Source organism: Cyanobium usitatum str. Tous (assembly GCF_003011885.1).
Taxonomy (GTDB): Bacteria; Cyanobacteriota; Cyanobacteriia; order PCC-6307; family Cyanobiaceae; genus Cyanobium_A; species Cyanobium_A usitatum.
Map to the genome: position 1 here is coordinate 52,546 of NZ_PXXO01000007.1, position 16,378 is coordinate 68,923.

14 protein-coding genes are annotated in these 16,378 nt (G+C 60.9%); 9 read left to right on the forward strand and 5 right to left on the reverse strand.

What is annotated here, in order from left to right; genetic code table 11:
- Positions 1–2 precede the first annotated feature (2 nt).
- The 5 genes from C7K55_RS07415 (at position 3) to C7K55_RS07440 (ending at position 8,441) form a co-directional block, all read left to right on the forward strand.
- Positions 3–1,520 (forward strand): GMC oxidoreductase, encoded by a 1,518-nt coding sequence (locus C7K55_RS07415; protein ID WP_106502784.1) that lies wholly within the window; start codon positions 3–5, stop codon positions 1,518–1,520.
- Positions 1,517–4,213, forward strand: coding sequence for an MGH1-like glycoside hydrolase domain-containing protein (locus C7K55_RS07420; RefSeq protein ID WP_117434962.1), 2,697 nt, complete (start codon positions 1,517–1,519; stop codon positions 4,211–4,213). Before C7K55_RS07415 ends, C7K55_RS07420 begins: the two co-directional genes overlap by 4 nt.
- Before the next feature lie 47 nt (positions 4,214–4,260).
- The gene (locus tag C7K55_RS07425; RefSeq protein WP_106502785.1) at positions 4,261–5,901 is read left to right on the forward strand and encodes a GMC family oxidoreductase; all 1,641 of its coding nucleotides are present in this window, start codon (positions 4,261–4,263) and stop codon (positions 5,899–5,901) included.
- A 426-nt stretch (positions 5,902–6,327) separates the two neighbouring features.
- Complete coding sequence (locus C7K55_RS07435) at positions 6,328–7,581, forward strand: MFS transporter (protein WP_106502787.1); 1,254 nt, start codon at positions 6,328–6,330, stop codon at positions 7,579–7,581.
- Positions 7,581–8,441 (forward strand): hypothetical protein, encoded by an 861-nt coding sequence (locus C7K55_RS07440; protein WP_106502788.1) that lies wholly within the window; start codon positions 7,581–7,583, stop codon positions 8,439–8,441. Before C7K55_RS07435 ends, C7K55_RS07440 begins: the two co-directional genes overlap by 1 nt.
- 1 nt (position 8,442) lies before the next feature.
- Here the strand turns inward: C7K55_RS07440 and C7K55_RS07445 are convergent, their stop codons facing one another.
- Positions 8,443–9,657, reverse strand: a complete 1,215-nt coding sequence (locus C7K55_RS07445; RefSeq protein WP_206603495.1) for an SMP-30/gluconolactonase/LRE family protein — start codon at positions 9,655–9,657, stop codon at positions 8,443–8,445.
- Positions 9,658–10,009: 352 nt separating this feature from the next.
- On the opposite strand from C7K55_RS07445, the gene C7K55_RS07450 reads away from it, so the two are divergent.
- Genes C7K55_RS07450 through C7K55_RS07460 form a run of 3 tightly spaced genes read left to right on the forward strand, consistent with a single transcriptional unit; the run spans position 10,010 to position 12,331 of the window.
- Positions 10,010–10,786, forward strand: a complete 777-nt coding sequence (locus C7K55_RS07450) for an SDR family NAD(P)-dependent oxidoreductase (RefSeq protein ID WP_106502789.1) — start codon at positions 10,010–10,012, stop codon at positions 10,784–10,786.
- A gap of 25 nt (positions 10,787–10,811) precedes the next feature.
- Positions 10,812–11,525: a hypothetical protein gene (locus tag C7K55_RS07455; protein WP_127432005.1), complete on the forward strand. Its 714-nt coding sequence runs from the start codon at positions 10,812–10,814 to the stop codon at positions 11,523–11,525.
- The gene (locus C7K55_RS07460) at positions 11,522–12,331 is read left to right on the forward strand and encodes a potassium channel family protein (protein WP_106502791.1); all 810 of its coding nucleotides are present in this window, start codon (positions 11,522–11,524) and stop codon (positions 12,329–12,331) included. The genes C7K55_RS07455 and C7K55_RS07460 overlap by 4 nt, the downstream gene beginning before the upstream one ends.
- Here the strand turns inward: C7K55_RS07460 and C7K55_RS07465 are convergent.
- Positions 12,264–13,634 (reverse strand): NAD(P)/FAD-dependent oxidoreductase, encoded by a 1,371-nt coding sequence (locus C7K55_RS07465; protein ID WP_106502792.1) that lies wholly within the window; start codon positions 13,632–13,634, stop codon positions 12,264–12,266. The two genes, C7K55_RS07460 and C7K55_RS07465, sit on opposite strands and share 68 nt — an antisense overlap.
- A gap of 81 nt (positions 13,635–13,715) precedes the next feature.
- Between C7K55_RS07465 and C7K55_RS13595 the strand changes: the two genes are divergently transcribed.
- The gene (locus C7K55_RS13595; protein WP_161956147.1) at positions 13,716–13,970 is read left to right on the forward strand and encodes a Nif11-like leader peptide family natural product precursor; all 255 of its coding nucleotides are present in this window, start codon (positions 13,716–13,718) and stop codon (positions 13,968–13,970) included.
- An 11-nt stretch (positions 13,971–13,981) separates the two neighbouring features.
- Here the strand turns inward: C7K55_RS13595 and C7K55_RS07475 are convergent, their stop codons facing one another.
- Genes C7K55_RS07475 through C7K55_RS07485 form a run of 3 tightly spaced genes read right to left on the reverse strand, consistent with a single transcriptional unit; the run spans position 13,982 to position 16,376 of the window.
- Entirely contained in the window at positions 13,982–14,710 is a 729-nt protein-coding gene (locus tag C7K55_RS07475; RefSeq protein ID WP_106502793.1) for an ABC transporter ATP-binding protein, read from the reverse strand.
- Positions 14,707–15,471: an ABC transporter ATP-binding protein gene (locus C7K55_RS07480; RefSeq protein ID WP_106502794.1), complete on the reverse strand. Its 765-nt coding sequence runs from the start codon at positions 15,469–15,471 to the stop codon at positions 14,707–14,709. Before C7K55_RS07480 ends, C7K55_RS07475 begins: the two co-directional genes overlap by 4 nt.
- Entirely contained in the window at positions 15,468–16,376 is a 909-nt protein-coding gene (locus tag C7K55_RS07485) for a branched-chain amino acid ABC transporter permease (RefSeq protein ID WP_106502893.1), read from the reverse strand. Before C7K55_RS07485 ends, C7K55_RS07480 begins: the two co-directional genes overlap by 4 nt.
- Between the last annotated feature and the right edge of the window lie 2 nt (positions 16,377–16,378).

Sequence of the window (16,378 nt, forward strand, 5' to 3'; positions counted from 1 at the left end):
CCATGATCATCGACGACAACCATTACGACGTAATTGTCATTGGCAGTGGAGCTGCCGGTGGCACCCTTGCCAATTCGCTTGCCTCGTCAGGATTGGCAGTGCTGTTGCTGGAGCGGGGCCAGCAGATGCCCCTCGCTGATCAGAACGTCGCCGATGTGGATTTGTTCCGCAAGGATCGCTACCACCCCAAGGAGCAATGGTTTGGCACCGACGGGGATCCCTTTTCGCCTCAGACGATCTACGCCCTAGGCGGCAACACCAAGATCTGGGGTGGGGTGCTCGAGCGGCTGAGGGAGCAGGAGTTTGCCGGCCTGCATTTCCAGGGCGGGCAGGCTCCAGCCTGGGGTCTTAGCTACGCAGATTTCGAACCCTGGTACGACCAAGCTGAGGCCCTATATCGGGTGCATGGTCAGCGGGGTGTGGATCCCACCGAACCCCGAGCGGCCGCGAACTACAGCATGGCCCCCAAGCCCGTGGAGCCGTTCTTTGAGGAGTTGCGGCTGGCTTTGGTTCGCCAGGGGCTGAATCCCTATTCCCTGCCGCTGAGCTGGTCCCAGTCCAGCGCCGATCCCAGTGGTGACGCGGAGTTGTTTGGGGTGGATCCGGCCCGGGCTTCCGCCACGGTGATGGTGCGCACCGGAGCTGAGGTGCAACGTCTGCACGTCAACCCCAGCGGAACTGAGGTTCGGGGTGTTGAAGCGCGGCTGGATGGTCAGAGCTGGCTGTTTTTTGGTCATCAGGTGGTGCTAGCTGCAGGCGCCATCAACAGCTCCGCGATCCTGCTGCGTTCAGCTACCGACCGCCATCCGCGTGGCTTAGCAAACGGCTCCGACCAGGTGGGCCGCAACCTCATGAAGCTGCAGCTCACCTCCATCCTGCAGCTCGCCACTGAAGCCAACAGCGGTCGCTATGGGCGCAGTTACGGCATCAACGACTACCTCTGGGGCGACAAGAACGTCTCCTTCCCGCTGGGCTCGATTCAGAACGGTGGCGGTGTTTTGCAGGATGCCCTGTTTGCTGAATCGCCGCCGGTGCTGTCCCTGGTGACCAAGCTGCTGCCCAACTTCGGCCTTGAGCAGCTCGCCTCCCGCTCGATCTGCTGGTGGGCCATGAGTCCGGTGCTGCCCGATCCCCACAACCGCGTCAGTTTGCGGGGGGATCGTATTCAGATCACCTATCAGGCCAACAACCGCGAGGCCCATGACCGCCTCGTGTACCGCTGGATCGACACCCTCAAGGCGGTGGAGGCCGATCCGGATTGCCATGTGGTGAAGGAGGCCCCCACCCATCCCCGCGGTGAGGCGCCCCTATCGGCCATGGGCTACAGCTGCGGCACCTGTCGCATGGGCGATAACCCGGCCACGTCGGTGGTTGATCTGCAGGGCCGCAGCCACGAGGTGGCCAACCTCACCATCGCCGATGCCAGTGTTTTCCCGGCCTGTCCGGCCATGGGCTTCGGTCTCACCGTGATCGCCAATGCCCTGCGCATCGCCGCTGGCCTCAAGGCATCCCTCCGATGACGTCAACGCCCCCTGTGCCCACTAATCCCGAAGCCGCTCGCATCCTGGAGCGCGACCAGGAACTCCAGCCCTGGACCTTGTGGGGCAGTTATCTGCCCGATCGCCAGTGGGGCACGGTGCGGGAGGACTACTCCGCCGATGGCGATGCCTGGCGCTCCTTCCCCCACGACCAGGCCCGCTCGCGGGTGTATCGCTGGGGCGAAGACGGTTTATTGGGAATCTGCGACGAAGAGTGCCGGCTCTGCTTCTCCCTGGCGATGTGGAATGGCGTCGATCCGATCCTCAAGGAGCGGCCATTCGGCCTGGGCAACCCCGAGGGCAACCACGGTGAAGATCTCAAGGATTACTACTTCCACCTCGCCAACACCCCCACCCACAGCTTCATGCGGGGGCTCTACAAGTATCCCCAGGCCGAATTCCCCTACCAGCAGCTGGTGGATGAAAACGGTCGCCGCAGCCGCAGCGAGCCCGAATACGAGCTGGTGGATACGGGCATCTTTGATGCCAGTCGCTACTTCGACGTTGTCATTGAATACGCCAAGGCCTCAGCTACCGATCTGCTGATCCGCATCCGGGTTACCAACCGCGGGCCCGATCCGGCCCCTCTCACCCTGTTGCCCACCCTGTGGATGCGCAACACCTGGGGTTGGGGCTATCCCGATGAGCAGCGCCAGCCGATGGCCCTGGATGGTGATGTTGTGGTTACCGGTGATCTGCCCCACCTAGGGGTTTACGAGCTGCTCTGCCGGGATGGGGGCAGCTGGTTGTTCACCGACAACGAGACCAACCATCAGCATCTCTATGGCGAGCCCAATCCCACCCCGTATCAGAAGGATGGCTTTCACCGCTATGTGATCGGCGCTGAGGCGGCGGCGATCAATCCAGCCCAGTGCGGCACCAAGGCGGCCCGCCGGTTGCAGCGCACCCTGGCGCCAGCGGAGGAGTGGGTTGTCGAATTGCGCCTGAGGCAACGGTTGGATGGGCGCGCGCCTGACGCCCATGCCGATGCTGAATCTCCCTTCGGTCCCACCTTTGATGCGCTATTCCAGGCGCGGGAGGCGGAGTGTGTCCAGTTCTTTGAGCACACCATGCCGGGCCTCAACGCCGAGGACCGCTTGATCCATACCTCAGCCCTGGCGGGGCTGCTGTGGTGCAAGAAGTACTACGGCTGGAGTGTGCTGCGCTGGCTGGAGGGGGACCCAACCCAACCGACCCCGCCGGCCAACCGCTGGGACACCGATACGGCTCTGTGGAGCCGGCTCCATGCCCACCATGTGATCTCGATGCCGGATGCCTGGGAGTACCCCTACTTCTGCCAGTGGGATCTGATGTTCCACGCGGTGGCCTTCGCCATCTTCGATCCAGAGGTGGCCAAGCAGCAGGCGATGTTGCTGCGCAGCCCCCACTACACAGCCCCCAGCGCCCAAACCCCCGCCTATGAGTGGGCTCTCTCCGATCCCAATCCGCCGATCGGCGCCTGGGCGGCGATGCGGATATACCAAATCGATCGCAAACACACCGGCCAGGCCGATCAGCCCTTCCTGCGGGCCGCCCTGCGCAAGCTGTTGCTCGAATACGGCTGGTGGGCCAACCGCAACGATCGCTCCGGCGACAACGTGTTTGAGGGGGGGTTTCTAGGCCTCGACAACATCGCCGTTTTTGATCGGCGTTTCCCCCTGGCCGATGGCAGCCGCATTGAGCAGTGCGATGGCACGGCCTGGATGGCTTCCCTCAGCCTAAATCTGCTCAACATCTCGGTGGAGCTGAGCCGTGAGGAGCCTGAGTATGCCGACACCTGCGAGCGCTTTGTTTACGACTTCACGCAACTGGCCATCACCCTCAATACTCCTTCAGAAAGAGGCTTCCTGAACTGGGATGACGACGATGGCTTTTACTACGACGTGATCAAGCGGCCCGACGGCAGCACCGACTACCTGCGCACTCGCTCCCTTTCGGGTTTGGTTCCCCTGCTGGCGGTGGCGAGTTTTGACCGTGAAACCGTGGGTCGCCTGCCCGTGCTTGATGTGCTCAAAAGCATGGCCTGGTTTGTGCATGAGCGCACCACGCCCACCTGGCTAGAACACAATTTAGGCCAGTGGCATAACGACCGTATCCTCTACACCCTCGTGCCGGAGGATCGCCTGCGGCGGATCTGTGAGCGGATGTTTGATGAAGAGGAATTCCTCTCCTCCTACGGAATCCGCTCCCTCTCCAAGGTGTACGAAGACCATCCCTATTCGTTCACAGAGGGCTCCGATAGTCAGACCCTCACCTACAGCCCTGGGGACAGTCCTGTGGCGATGTTTGGCGGCAATTCCAATTGGCGTGGGCCGGTGTGGATGCCAATCAACTTCCTGCTGATTGAGTCATTGCAGAAATACGCCCATTACTACGGGGACAATTTCAAGGTGGAGTTCCCCACGCGCTCCGGCAACTGGCTCAATCTCTGGGAGGTGTCGCTCGAGCTCGAGAAGCGCCTGGTGGGACTCTTCAGGCGGGATAAATCCGGGCGGAGGGCCTTCAATGGTGATGTGGAGTTGTTCCAGAACGATCCCCACTGGCGGGATCTGATCCAGTTCAACGAATATTTTCACGGAGATAATGGCCGGGGTGTGGGTGCTTCCCACCAGACCGGATGGAGCGCCACCGTCGCCAAGATGGTCAACCAGTTGAGTCGTTATTCATCTGGTTAACGCAAGGGACTGCCTGCTTCTTTTTCGACTGCCTCCTCTACTCAGCCATGGCTCATCCTTCTAATCGCACCGAGCTTCCTGGTCCTTCCCTGGCAATTTCGCCCTTGCCGAATGCCGGCCAGTTGGAGGTGGCCGATGGGGCCCACTTTGATGTGGTGATCATCGGCAGCGGTGCCGGCGGCGGCACCCTGGCGCGCCACCTGGCCCCCAGCGGCCTGAAGATTCTGGTGCTGGAGCGTGGCGACTGGCTCCCGCAAGAACCCCAGAACTGGGATGCGGAGGAGGTCTTCCAGAAGGGTCGCTATGTCTCCAAGGATGTGTGGCACGACAAGCACGGCAAGCCGTTTCAGCCCGGCAGCCATTACTTCGTCGGTGGGGCTACCAAGATGTATGGCGCGGCCCACTTCCGGCTGCGGCAGCAGGATTTTGAGCAGCTTCATCACTTCGATGGCATTTCGCCAGCCTGGCCCCTGCGTTACAGCGACTTCGAGCCCTATTACCAGCGGGCGGAAGAGATGTACCACGTGCATGGTCAGCGGGGTGAAGATCCCACCGAGCCCCCCTGCAGCGGCCCCTATCCCCATCCGCCGGTGGCCCATGAGCCCCGTATCCAGAAGCTGGTGGATGATCTGCGCTTGGCCGGATTGCATCCCTTCCATGCCCCTACCGGGGTGATGCTGGATGAGGCCAACATGGCCTTCAGCCGTTGCCGCAGATGCAATTGCTGCGATGGCTTCCCCTGTCTGGTGCATGCCAAATCCGATGCGGACGTGCTCGGCATGCGGCCGGCCCTGGCTGCTCCGAATGTCTCGCTACTCACCCGGGCCCATGTGCGCCGCCTGCAGACCGACGCCTCGGGCCGCAGCGTGCAGGCCGTGCAGCTGGAGCGGGATGGTCAACCGATGACCGTGCGGGGTGATGTGGTGGTGGTGAGTTGTGGTGCCGCCAATACGGCCCGGCTGCTGCTGATGTCAGCCAACGACCAGCACCCCCGCGGGCTGGCCAACAGCTCCGACCAGGTGGGACGCAATTACATGTCCCACAACAGCAAGGCGATGGTGGCCCTGGCCCACGAGCCCAATACCACCGTGTTCCAGAAGACGCTTTCGATCAACGATTGGTATCTGGGGGATGCCGACTTTGACTACCCGATGGGCAATATCCAGATGACGGGTAAGACCAACGGCACGATCATGAAGGGCTATGCGCCGCTCGAAACCTTCGTGATGCCGGGTTGGTCGATGGACAAAATCGCTGAGCACGCTGTCGATTTCTGGATCTCATCGGAAGATCTGCCCGACCCCAACAACCGGGTGACCATCGATGGCGAGGGCCAGATTCATCTGGACTACACGCCCAACAACCCAACCGCCGCCCAGCGGCTCTACGGCCGGCTTACCGGGATGCTGGACCAGCTCTATCTCAAGAAGCATTTGGTGGAGCGCCAGATTTATGTCAAGAACGCCATGGGTATTGCCGCCGTGGCGCACCAGGCCGGCACCTGCCGCTTCGGCGACGATCCGGCCACCTCAGTGCTGGACCTCAACTGCAAGGCCCATGACCTCGACAACCTCTACGTGGTCGATACCAGTTTCATGCCGACCATCGGCGCGGTGAACCCTTCACTCACGGCCATCGCCAATGCCCTGCGGGTGGGCGACCATCTGCGGGAGCGTCTGGGGCGGTGAATGTTGGCTGCTGATGCCTGGAGCTGGGTTCGTCGCCAGGCCGCCGATCCGGAAGGCCAGGTGTTGTTTGCCCTCGCTGGGCTGGTGACGCTCACAGTCGGTTGGGTCTGCTTCTGGCCGGTGCCCACGGAGGTGGTTGGCCGTGGCGTGAAGGTAGGAAGCGTGGCATCCGTGCCAGAAGTGCAACCTACCGATCATGTCGGTGGCCAGCACCCTGTGACGAACCCATGTCAGCGCCCGCTGGCACCGCATGGCCAATGGCCGGTGGAATCCGTTGACCTTCAAGCTGCCGAAGGCGGATTGGGATGGTGCTGTCCGTTCAGGGCAACCGGGGTACGATCTGCCTGTAGGGGCATCAACTAATAAACCCTTGACTGATGCAAATCGCCCCGAATCGTTTTTGGCTGTTTGTGAATCCGATTTCTGATGCGCGATCTATCTGACGCCCAGCTCCGAGCTGTTCCTGAATCCACGGCAGACCACAGCCTTGAGCAGGTAGTGCTTCTCCTGGTCGGTGTGATGCAAGGGGTCGCGTTGGTAACCTTCCCCGCCATCAGTACGGTTCTGACGTCAACGAACGGCTATGGCTTGTCAAGCAGTTCCTATGGCTTGATCTTTTTGCCACAGGTGATCGCTGCCATCGCAGCTTCTTTCCTGGGCGGAAAGCTCTCCCGGCTTTGGGGAGCAAAAGATCTCCTGTTGCTCGGATTGATGGCCGACACGGCCTCGATGGGTGTGCTTCTGCTGAGCTCTTTGTGGATCCATGAGCCCACGGTTGCCCTGCCGATGCTGCTGACGGCAACAGCACTGATGGGGTTTGGTTTTGGCGCTGTGGTGCCCCTCCTTAATACCTTTATCGCCGACTTCCAGCCGCAACGGGTGGATCAGTCGATTCTGATGCTGAATGCTCTGCTGGGTCTGGGCACTGCCTTGGCCCCTGCGTTGGCCGCTCTGGTGGTCGGACCCGGCATCTGGTGGCTGCTTCCCCTGACTGTGCTGGTGGCAGCGGCGCTTCTTCTGGTGGCGTGTCGTGCCCAGCCGTTGCAACTGAGTTCAAAAGTTCAGGACGGGGGCGCAATGGCTGGGCTCCAGCCGGGAGCCCCTGGGCTATTGGTGCTGTTTGTGCTGGTGGCTATTCTGTATGGGCTGATTGAAACCTTGAATGGCAATTGGTCGGTTTTGTTGATGTCTCGGCGTGTTGAAAGCCCGCCTCAGATTGCTTCGATGGCGCTCACTGTTTTTTGGGCGATGGTTACCATCGGAAGGCTGTTCTTCTCAGGTGTGTCCCGCTGGCTTACACCTAAATTGCTCTTGCCCGGCTTGCCAGTTTTTCTGGCTGTCGTCCTAGTGGCCATCAGCCGTTTGACTTCTGGCGACGATAGCAGCGCCCTTGTGCTATTCGCTCTTGCAGGTTTCGGCTGCTCGGCGATGTTGCCGTTGATCATCAGCTTTGGGCAAAAGCGACTGAATTGGCTTGGTGAATCTGTGGCTGGCCTGTTGATTGCTTCGTATCAGCTGGGCTTTGGTTTGGCTGCCTTTGGTGGAGGCACTCTGCAGCAAGCGCTTCAGCTTCCAATCTCAACGTTGTTTGGCTGGGGTGCCTGGGTGGCTCTGGCTTTGGCGCTGCTCTCTGTTTGCATTATTGCTCCAAAAGGCCTTGCTGCACTGTCTCAGCGGTAATGAATCAAACTGGGCGCCTGATTGGTGGCAAAGCAGCACTTTCATTGGGGGTTTTGATTCTGGCTGCTCCTGCACAAAGCCATGAACGCGCTGCAAAAGAGCCGTTGAAGCTTGGCGCCTCTCAGATGATCAAGCTGGTGATTCCCCAGCCATATTCATCTAATCGGCTTGAATATGACTATATCGTTCCCCTTGCTCAAACAGCGCGCGATCGATATTTTTTTGATGCCAAGGTTTTTGCATCGGAGCAGCCGTTGATCGGTGCTTCTGCTGGTTCGGATTTTTTTCAGGCTTTCGGTCAGAGTGCGCGCCTTGGTGTGAGGACACTGTTTGAACAGGGCAATGCGTTTCGTGGTGCAAGTGTTGGCTACGATAGCCTCTGGCAGCAGGGCGAGTATTATCAACAGATTGGGGCTGCATTTGAATATACAAAGCGGGACTATCAGTTGGTGTTAACAATGGGGCTGCCCATGACTCCCCCCGGTGCCACTGCTTCTGGGGACACCCCTTTGGCATCCGTTAATCTTCAAGTGTCGCTGCCAACGGGCTATCCAGGTCTCGCAGTTCAGCCCAGGGTTTATGTAGTGGGTAGTGATAGCACCGGTTCGGCTGTTGGAGGACAGTTGCAGTTCACTTATTCTTTTGCGCGCTCTTGGAGCGCGACTCTCGCTTCCAATTATGATGAGCTAACTGGGGTCAGTGGTTCTCTGACCTTTCAGGTGTTGTTTCCCCAGCGCCAGGCTGAAAGCATTGGAGCCGCCATTCATCCCAGTCTGATCAACAGTTTTGCAGGAGCCGTGGGAAACAACGGCTCCCGTGTCATTCGTCTGGATAATGCTCCTGCGGCTTCAGGAAACTAAGTTAGGGGTTGTCCGCTAGCGTGCGCAGTGGCACAAGGCCGCGTGCCTTCAGTTTCACGGCCCACAGCGTGTCGCTGGATCCAATGAAGAGAATATCGTTGTTGGCGCCACCGAAGCTCAGATTGGCTGTTTGTTTCGCCATCAGAAACTTACCGATGAGTTTGCCTTGGGGATTGAGCACGTGGATGCCCTCCAAGGTGCCCACATAGATATTTCCTTTTTCGTCCAGCCGCATCCCGTCGGGGAATCCTGGCGCCACGTTGGCGAGCAGGCGCTTGTTGTTGATGCTCTTGCCATCGGCACTGACGTCATACGCGTAGATGCGATGGGGTAGGTAGGGGAAATAGGTTCGCGGACCCTGAATGGCACCGCTGTCAATGATGTAAAGGGTTTTTTCTTTGGGCCCAAAGGCGATGCCATTGGGCATCACCAGGTTTGGTTCGACAACGGTCAATTGCTTTGTGCGAGGGTCAAAGCGGTAGACGTTGTTTGGTAGTTCGGCTGGTTGGGGGGGGAATTGCAGAGAACCGTAGCTGGGATCCGTAAACCAAACGCTGCCATCAGCCTTGACCACCAGATCATTGGGTGAATTCAGGCGTTTGCCTTGATAGCTCCCGACCAAGGTGGGGGCCTGGGGGTCTGGGCTGCTCAGGTTTGCCGTGATGGATCGGGTGATCGATACACGCCTGCCGGTGGTTTCTGCCGTCAGCAGGTTGCCTTGCAGATCAGGGGTCTGCCCATCGGCCACGCCGGAAGGATTGCGGAAGAGTTGTGGAGCGTCCCAGGATGCTGGGGTGATCTGGCCGTTAATCAGCCCTTTCCATCGCATTGCATAGATGCTGTTGTGTATCTGATCGGTGACGAATAGGATCCCGCCGCTGCCATCTTTGTGCTTGATAAAAACGGGTCCCTCAAGAAAACCGAAGCCTGTTGCGAGAGGGACAAGATTGGGTGTGCGTCCAACGATGGCTTCAAAGGCAGGGTCTAGGGCTATAACAGTTAATTGTGGTGATTGCGCTTCTGGATATGGTGGATTATTGGTGATCGACACCTTGCGGCATTGTTTTGCATCAGGGTTGCCTGGCAGGCAGGCGGCTCCCATCGGTGGATTCTCCAGGCTTTTCTGACAGCCAGTGATCAGCGCTGTACCAAGGATCAAGAAGCCTGCCAGGGTCGCACCGATGCTTTTGTGGAGCTGGCCTGTGATCCGCTCCAATGGTCGGGATTGATCCATGAGTAGCGCCGGTCAGCCTTAGTGAATTGTGATTGCAATCTATAAATGGTTTTGATCATTGACCTTTTGCGTAATCAATTGTGATTCTCAGGGCGCATCCTGCTTGATGTGATCCCCTCGATGTGACTCGATGCTCGCCGAGTTGCTTTGGTGACATGTGTTTTGAGGTCCTGACTTTTCCGTCTGAGAAAGCCTTGTCATGCACTGATGTATCGATTGCTGCGGCTTGCGCGAACCCGCCCTACGATTTCAGTACTGGTTCGCCAACTACAACGGAGAACCCGCTGTTTTTCCTCAACGACCAATGGCTTCTAGCAACCCATACGCTAATCAGATGCTCTCCACCTTCCTGCAGGGCAAGGTGGCCATCGTGACCGGTGGCAACAGCGGCATCGGCAAGGCGATCGTTGAAAATCTGGCTGAACTCGGCGCCAAGGTGGTGATCGACTACCGCTCCCATCCCGAGGCCACGGAGGAGCTGGAGCGGGAGATCGGTAGCTATGGCGGCAGCAGCTACGGCGTTCATGCCGATGTTTCCAATCTTGATGATCTCCAGCGGCTGGTGCAGGAGGCCGTGGCCAAATACGGCCGCCTGGATGTGATGGTCAACAATGCCGGCGTTGAGACCCGCACCTCGATTCTGAACACCACTCCCGATGATTTCGACAAGGTACTGGATGTAAATCTGCGGGGCGTGTTCTTTGCCTGTCAGTACGCCGCCAAGCAGATGATCGCCCAGGGTGGCGGTGGCCGTATCATCAACATCTCTTCGGTGCACGAAGACTGGCCGATGCCTGAGAACACTCCCTACTGCTGCGCCAAGGGAGGGGTGCGCATGCTCACCCGCACCGCCGGACTGGAGCTGGCCTCCCATGGCATCACGATGGTGAATGTGGGCCCAGGCGCCGTGGCCACACCGATCAACGACTCCACCATGAACAACCCGGAGTTGCTGGCCAAACTCAACGCCGCCATTCCCCTAGGCCGCATGGCCCAGCCCGAGGAGATTGCCAGGGTGGTGGGCTTCCTGGCCAGCGACGCCGCTAGCTACATCACGGCCACAACTATCTTTGCTGACGGCGGCATCATGCAGAGCAGCCCCGGGCTCTAGGTGTTTCGGAGCTGAGGAGGCCGCCATGCGCCTCACTCCTGCAGAGATCACTCGCTTGCGCGGGCGCCACCGCGGATATTGGCTGACATTGGCGACTGAAGTCGCCTTGTTGCTGCTGCTGCCGGTGGCCCAGGCCCAGATCTGGCTGTTGGCGTTTCTGCTGATTCTGCTGGCGTTGGTGTTGATGGTGTTCGTCAGCCGCTATTCGCCCCTCCGCAAAACCCGCCCGCTGATTTATGGCCTGGGCGGGCTGGCCATCGCCCTTGAATTGATCTGGCACCTGTCACTCAACCTCTGGCCAGCAGTGGGGCGGGCGCTCACCATTCCCCACGTGATCGTCTGGCTGGTCTTTTTGTCGCTTGCTGTGCTCCGCAAAGTTAAAACCCTCACCCGCGAGCCCTTTGTCACCGTGTCGGTGGTGATGGGTGCCGCTTCTGGCTACATGCTGGTTGGTATGGCAGGTGGGTTGCTGCTCACCGCCCTCTGGGTGCTCGATCCCGCCGCCTTCGACCTCACGTCCCTGCCCGCGGTGGGATCCACGGCGGCGCTGCCCAATGTGTCGGTGGCGCCTGCGCTGATGGCTGCCTCCTTCACCATGCTCACCACCATCGGCACCACGGTGCTCAAAACCAGCCATGTGGGCGGCCAGGTGGTGACCACGGTGATCACCGTGGTGGGGCAGCTCTATGTGGCCATTCTGATCGCCTTGATTCTTGGCCGTTTTCGCTGGCGCACATGATCAATCGACATCTCCTTTTTTATCGACACCGCTTCTATCGGCACCTCTTTTTGATTGCTACTGGTGTGGTCGCCTCCATGGGGGTGCCGTTCCCGATTCATCGGATCGGGGCCCTCGGTACGGTCGCTTTGATGGTTCTGCTGTCAGTTGAGCTCGGCGGCCCAATCCGTGCCCATCAGACCCACCACCGCTGGCCTGACACCGCCTATCGCCGGCTTGGTGTGCTGACCCTGCTGTTCCAGCTCCTCTGGATGTGCAGTCCCCGCGATTTCGCCTTTGTGGGGTTTGCCGTTCTCCTGGCCACAACGGCCTTTATTTTCTGGAGCTTGAAGCGTCTCCTGATCTGCCTGGCTCAGGAAACCCAGATCCGCATGGCCGTGCTCGGCGGAGCGGTGGCTGGCTATCTACTGCTGGGAATCAGCGGTGGTTTGCTGTTCGGAGCCCTGGAGACCGTGGCGCCCGGCAGCTTCATCAACCAGGCCGATGGAGGTCGGGAACTGCTGCTGGCTGGCTTGGGAGCGGATTCAGCGGCACATCGGATCTGGGACCTCGATTTCACCCGTATCCACTACTTCGCCTTCGTCAGTCTTACAACCGTGGGTTACGGCGACATAATCCCCGCCCTGCCGCCTTCCCAAATGGCCAGTGTGGCCTTGAGCATCTCTGGGCCGCTGTATCTGGCCATCGTGATGGGCTTGCTGATCAGTCGTTACACCCTGCAGTCTGAGAAGCAGGAGATCAGGGATTGGCAAGAGGGCGCTCCAGGCCCACCTCCACATTCAGGTGCTGATTCGGACGACCGGTGATCAGCATCGAGGCCCGCTGACGGGTGGCGATCGCCCACAACCATTTGGTGAGCAGGGTCAACCGATTTTCATTGGCGGGCATGAACATCAAGTGGGCCAGGCCCCAGAGGATCCAGCCCGGCAGGCCACTCACCTTGAGGCCGCGGAGGTCGGCTACGGCGTGCAGCGGACCAAGTACCGCCATGGTGCCGAAATCGGTGAACTGGAAGGCTTTGTGGGCGCGGCCTTGAATTTTGGCCACTATGTCGGCCGCCACCCAGCCGCCCATTTGCACTGCTGGCCCGGCCATACCCGCCAGGGGTTTGCCATCGGCGGTGTGGCTGTAGGAGCACAGGTCGCCGATTACGCGGATCTCCGGATGATCCGGGATCGAGAAGTCGGGCCCCACCACCACCCGTCCGCCTCGGTCGACGGTGCAACCGCTGGCATCGGCCAGCACCTGGCCCAGATGGGAGGCCTTCACGCCGGCGGTCCAGCAGATGGTGGCGGCTTCCAGGGTGCGGGCACCTTCGCTGGTGTTAACAACCACTTTCTCCGCTTCGATTGCCTGAACCCGTCCACCCAGCAGTAGCTCTACCCCTGCGGACTGCAGGTAGCTGCCGGCGGCGGCCGAGAGGCTCGGATCCATCGCTCGCAGCACCCGGTCCCCCGGGTCCACCAGGGTCACCTTGCACTGGCCGGGATCGAGCTGCTTGAAGTCGCGGCCGAGGGCATGGGTCATCAGCTCCATCAGGGAGCCGGAGAGTTCGCAACCCGAAGGTCCGCCACCCACGACGACGACCGATTGCAGAAAGGCCCGCCGCGCCGGATCGGGGGTCTGCTCGGCCTCCTCAAGGGCCAGCAGCACCCGCCGGCGGATCTCATCGGCGTGCTCGAGAATCTTCATCGGTGGCGCTGCTTCGCGCCATTCGTCGTGGCCGAAGTAACTGCTGCCGGAGCCGGCCGCCAGGATCAGGTGGTCGTAGGCCAGCTGCCGGTCGTTGAACACGATCTGCTTGGCCTGGGTGTCGATCTCTTCCACTTCACCCAATAAGACCTGCACATTGGGTGCCTGGCCCACCAGCTGACGCAGGGGTGAGGCCACATCCCCCTCCGCAACCAGCCCTGTCGCTACCTGATAAAGCAGGGGTTGGAACAGGCTGAAGTTGCGTTTATCGATCAGGGTGACGCGCACCGGCTTGCCAATTAGGGCATGGCAGGCCTTGAGTCCGGCGAAGCCCCCGCCCACCACCACCACGTGGGGCAGGATTTTGAGACTGCTATCTGGTGGATCGAGCTCAAGGAAGAAGCGTTCGCGGGCCATTGTTGCCTTGACACTCGCCTCAACGTATCGAGCCCGCCATGGTTTGGCCTGCTAGTAGTAGCTCTGGTTACTGAGTCAGTCATGTCTGTTGCGTCTATCCAGGCCTTTGTGGCCCGCGTTGCTGGTGATGCCTCCCTCCGCGACAAGCTGCATGCCGCTGCCGGCGTAGACGACATCGTGGCCATGGCGGCTGAGCATGGACATGCCATCGATAAGACAGTGCTGCTGCGCGAGCACGCCAAGGCCTTGGGCAGCGCCAAGGACCACGAGCTAGCGGCAATCAACAGCTGGGGCGATGCCCTGATGCATTGCTTTGGAGCTACCGAGAACGATTGAGCTGCAGCTGCTCAGTTCGCCCCCAGATAGGAAGCCTGGAGGCTGTTGTCGGCCAGGAGTTGTTCTGCGCTGCCGCCGGCGCTGATGCTGCCCGCCTCCAGCACTAGGCCACGATCTGCAATGGTCAGGGCGGCCTGGGCGTTTTGCTCTACAAGCAGAATGGTGAGCCCGTCTCGGTGCAGCTGGGACAGAGCGGCCATCACCTCGGCTACGAGCCGGGGCGCTAATCCCAGGCTCGGCTCATCCAGCATCAACAGGGTGGGCCTGGCCATCAGGGAGCGGCTGATGGCGAGCATCTGCTGCTCTCCTCCGGAGAGGGAGCCGGCCAGCTGGCTGCGGCGCTCGGCCAGGCGGGGAAACAAGGCGTAGCAGCGCTCCAGATCTGAGGCGATAGCGACTTTGTTCCGGCGCAACCAGGCGCCCAGGGCCAGGTTGTCGGCTACCGACTGGCGGCTGAGCACGCGCCGGCCCTCCGGGCAGTGGCTTATGCCCAACTTCACGGTGCGCTCGGTGCGCAGGCGATTGATCAAGCCGCCATGCCAGAGGATTTCGCCGCCGACGGGGTGAATCAGGCCGGAGATGGCACGCAGAGTGGTGCTTTTACCGGCGCCATTGGCTCCTAGCAGGGTCACCAACTCGCCAGCTTGCACCTTCAGATTGATGCCATGCAGGGCCGTGATGCTGCCGTACCGCACCACCAGGTTGCGCAGCTCGAGCAGGGGCGCTTGGGGGCCGTTCATGTGCCACCGCCCAGATAGGCCTCGATCACCGCCGGGTCGCGCCGCACCTGGTCGGGGCTGCCCAGGGCGATGCGTTGGCCGAAGTTGAGCACCGCCAGCCGGTCGCACAGGCCCAACATCAAGGGCACATGGTGCTCAATGATCAGCACCGTCAGCTTGAACTGGTCCCGGATGCGCCGAATCAGCTCCCGCAGCTCATCTTTCTCTGAGGGGTTCATGCCAGCGGCCGGCTCATCGAGCAGCAGGAGCTGGGGACGGCTGGCCAGGGCCCGAGCCATCTCCAGCCGGCGCCGGTCTCCATAGGAGAGGCTGGCGGCGTCTTGGTGGGCAGTGGCTTCCAGTTGAAATAGGTCAAGCAGCGCTAGAGCCTCTTGCTGCAGCTGGGATTCGCGGCGGCGAAAGGACTGGGTTTGCAGCAGGGCTGCGAGGGGCGGCTGACGGGCGTGCTGATGCATTCCCACGAGCACATTTTCAAGGCAGCTCATGCTGCTAAATAGCCGCAGATTCTGGAAGGTACGAGCGATGCCGAGGCGGGCAATGCGGTGGCTGCTGAGGCCAGCAAGGCTTGCCCCTCGCCAGCGCACGGTGCCGCTGCTGGGGGCGGTGAGGCCAGAAATCACGTTGAACAGGGTGGTCTTGCCGGCACCGTTGGGGCCGAGCAGGCCAAAAATCTCGCCCTGCTTCACCTCAAGATCGACACCCTGCAAGGCCCGCAGGCCACCAAAGCGGACCCCCACATCCTCAAGCTGGAGCAGGTTCATTGCTTTACCCCCTGCGCTGCTGCCGTGGTGATGCCTCCTATTCGCGGCTTGAACCACTTGAACAGCTCCGGGGTGATCACTCCCTGGGGAAAGAACAGGGGACCGACCAAAATCACGGCACCAAACACGATTAGGCGCAGGTCGCCGACCGGGCGCAGCAGCTCTGGTAGGGCGGTGAGCAGCAGCCCGCCAAACACCGGCCCCAGCCAGGTGCGCGAGCCGCCGAACACCACAAACGCCAGGGTGGTGATGCTGGCGTCGAAGTTGCCCAGCTTGGCGTTCCAGGAGTTGAGGAAGTGGGCCGCAACCACGCCGGTGATTCCCGCCACCAGAGCACTCAGTACAAAAGCGAGCAGTTTGGTGTCGGCGGTGTTGATGCCCTGGCTGGCGGCGGCCAGTTCGTCGTCGCGGATGGCGGCCATGGCCCGGCCGGGCCGGGTCTTTTCGAGCCGGTCGCATAGCCAGCAGATCAGGGCCAACAGCGCCAGGGTGAAGGCGGCGTAGCCAGCGGCGCTATTGAAGGGCTGGGGGATGCCGAAGATGCCCAGGGCTCCGCCAGTGAATTCCAGGTTGAGGGTGACAACCCGCAGAATCTCGACCAGGGCGATCGTGGCGATGGCTAGGTAGATGCCCCGCAGCCGCAGCACCACCCTGCCCAGGCCCAGGGCCAGCACGCCTGTGAGCAGGGCCGCTAGAGCCATTTCCAGCAAAACTGAAGTGATTGGGTAGGTGCTGCCGCTGCCGGCTAGGGCGGGGACCCGCGTTGATAGCAGGGCTGCCACCGTGCCGCCGATGGCGAAGAAGCCCGGAGTGGCGAGGGAGAGCTGGCCGCAGCGCAGGGGCAGGTACACCGACAGGCCCAGTAGGGCCCCCAGCAGCATTTGTTCGAGCAGGCCGGCGTCCATGC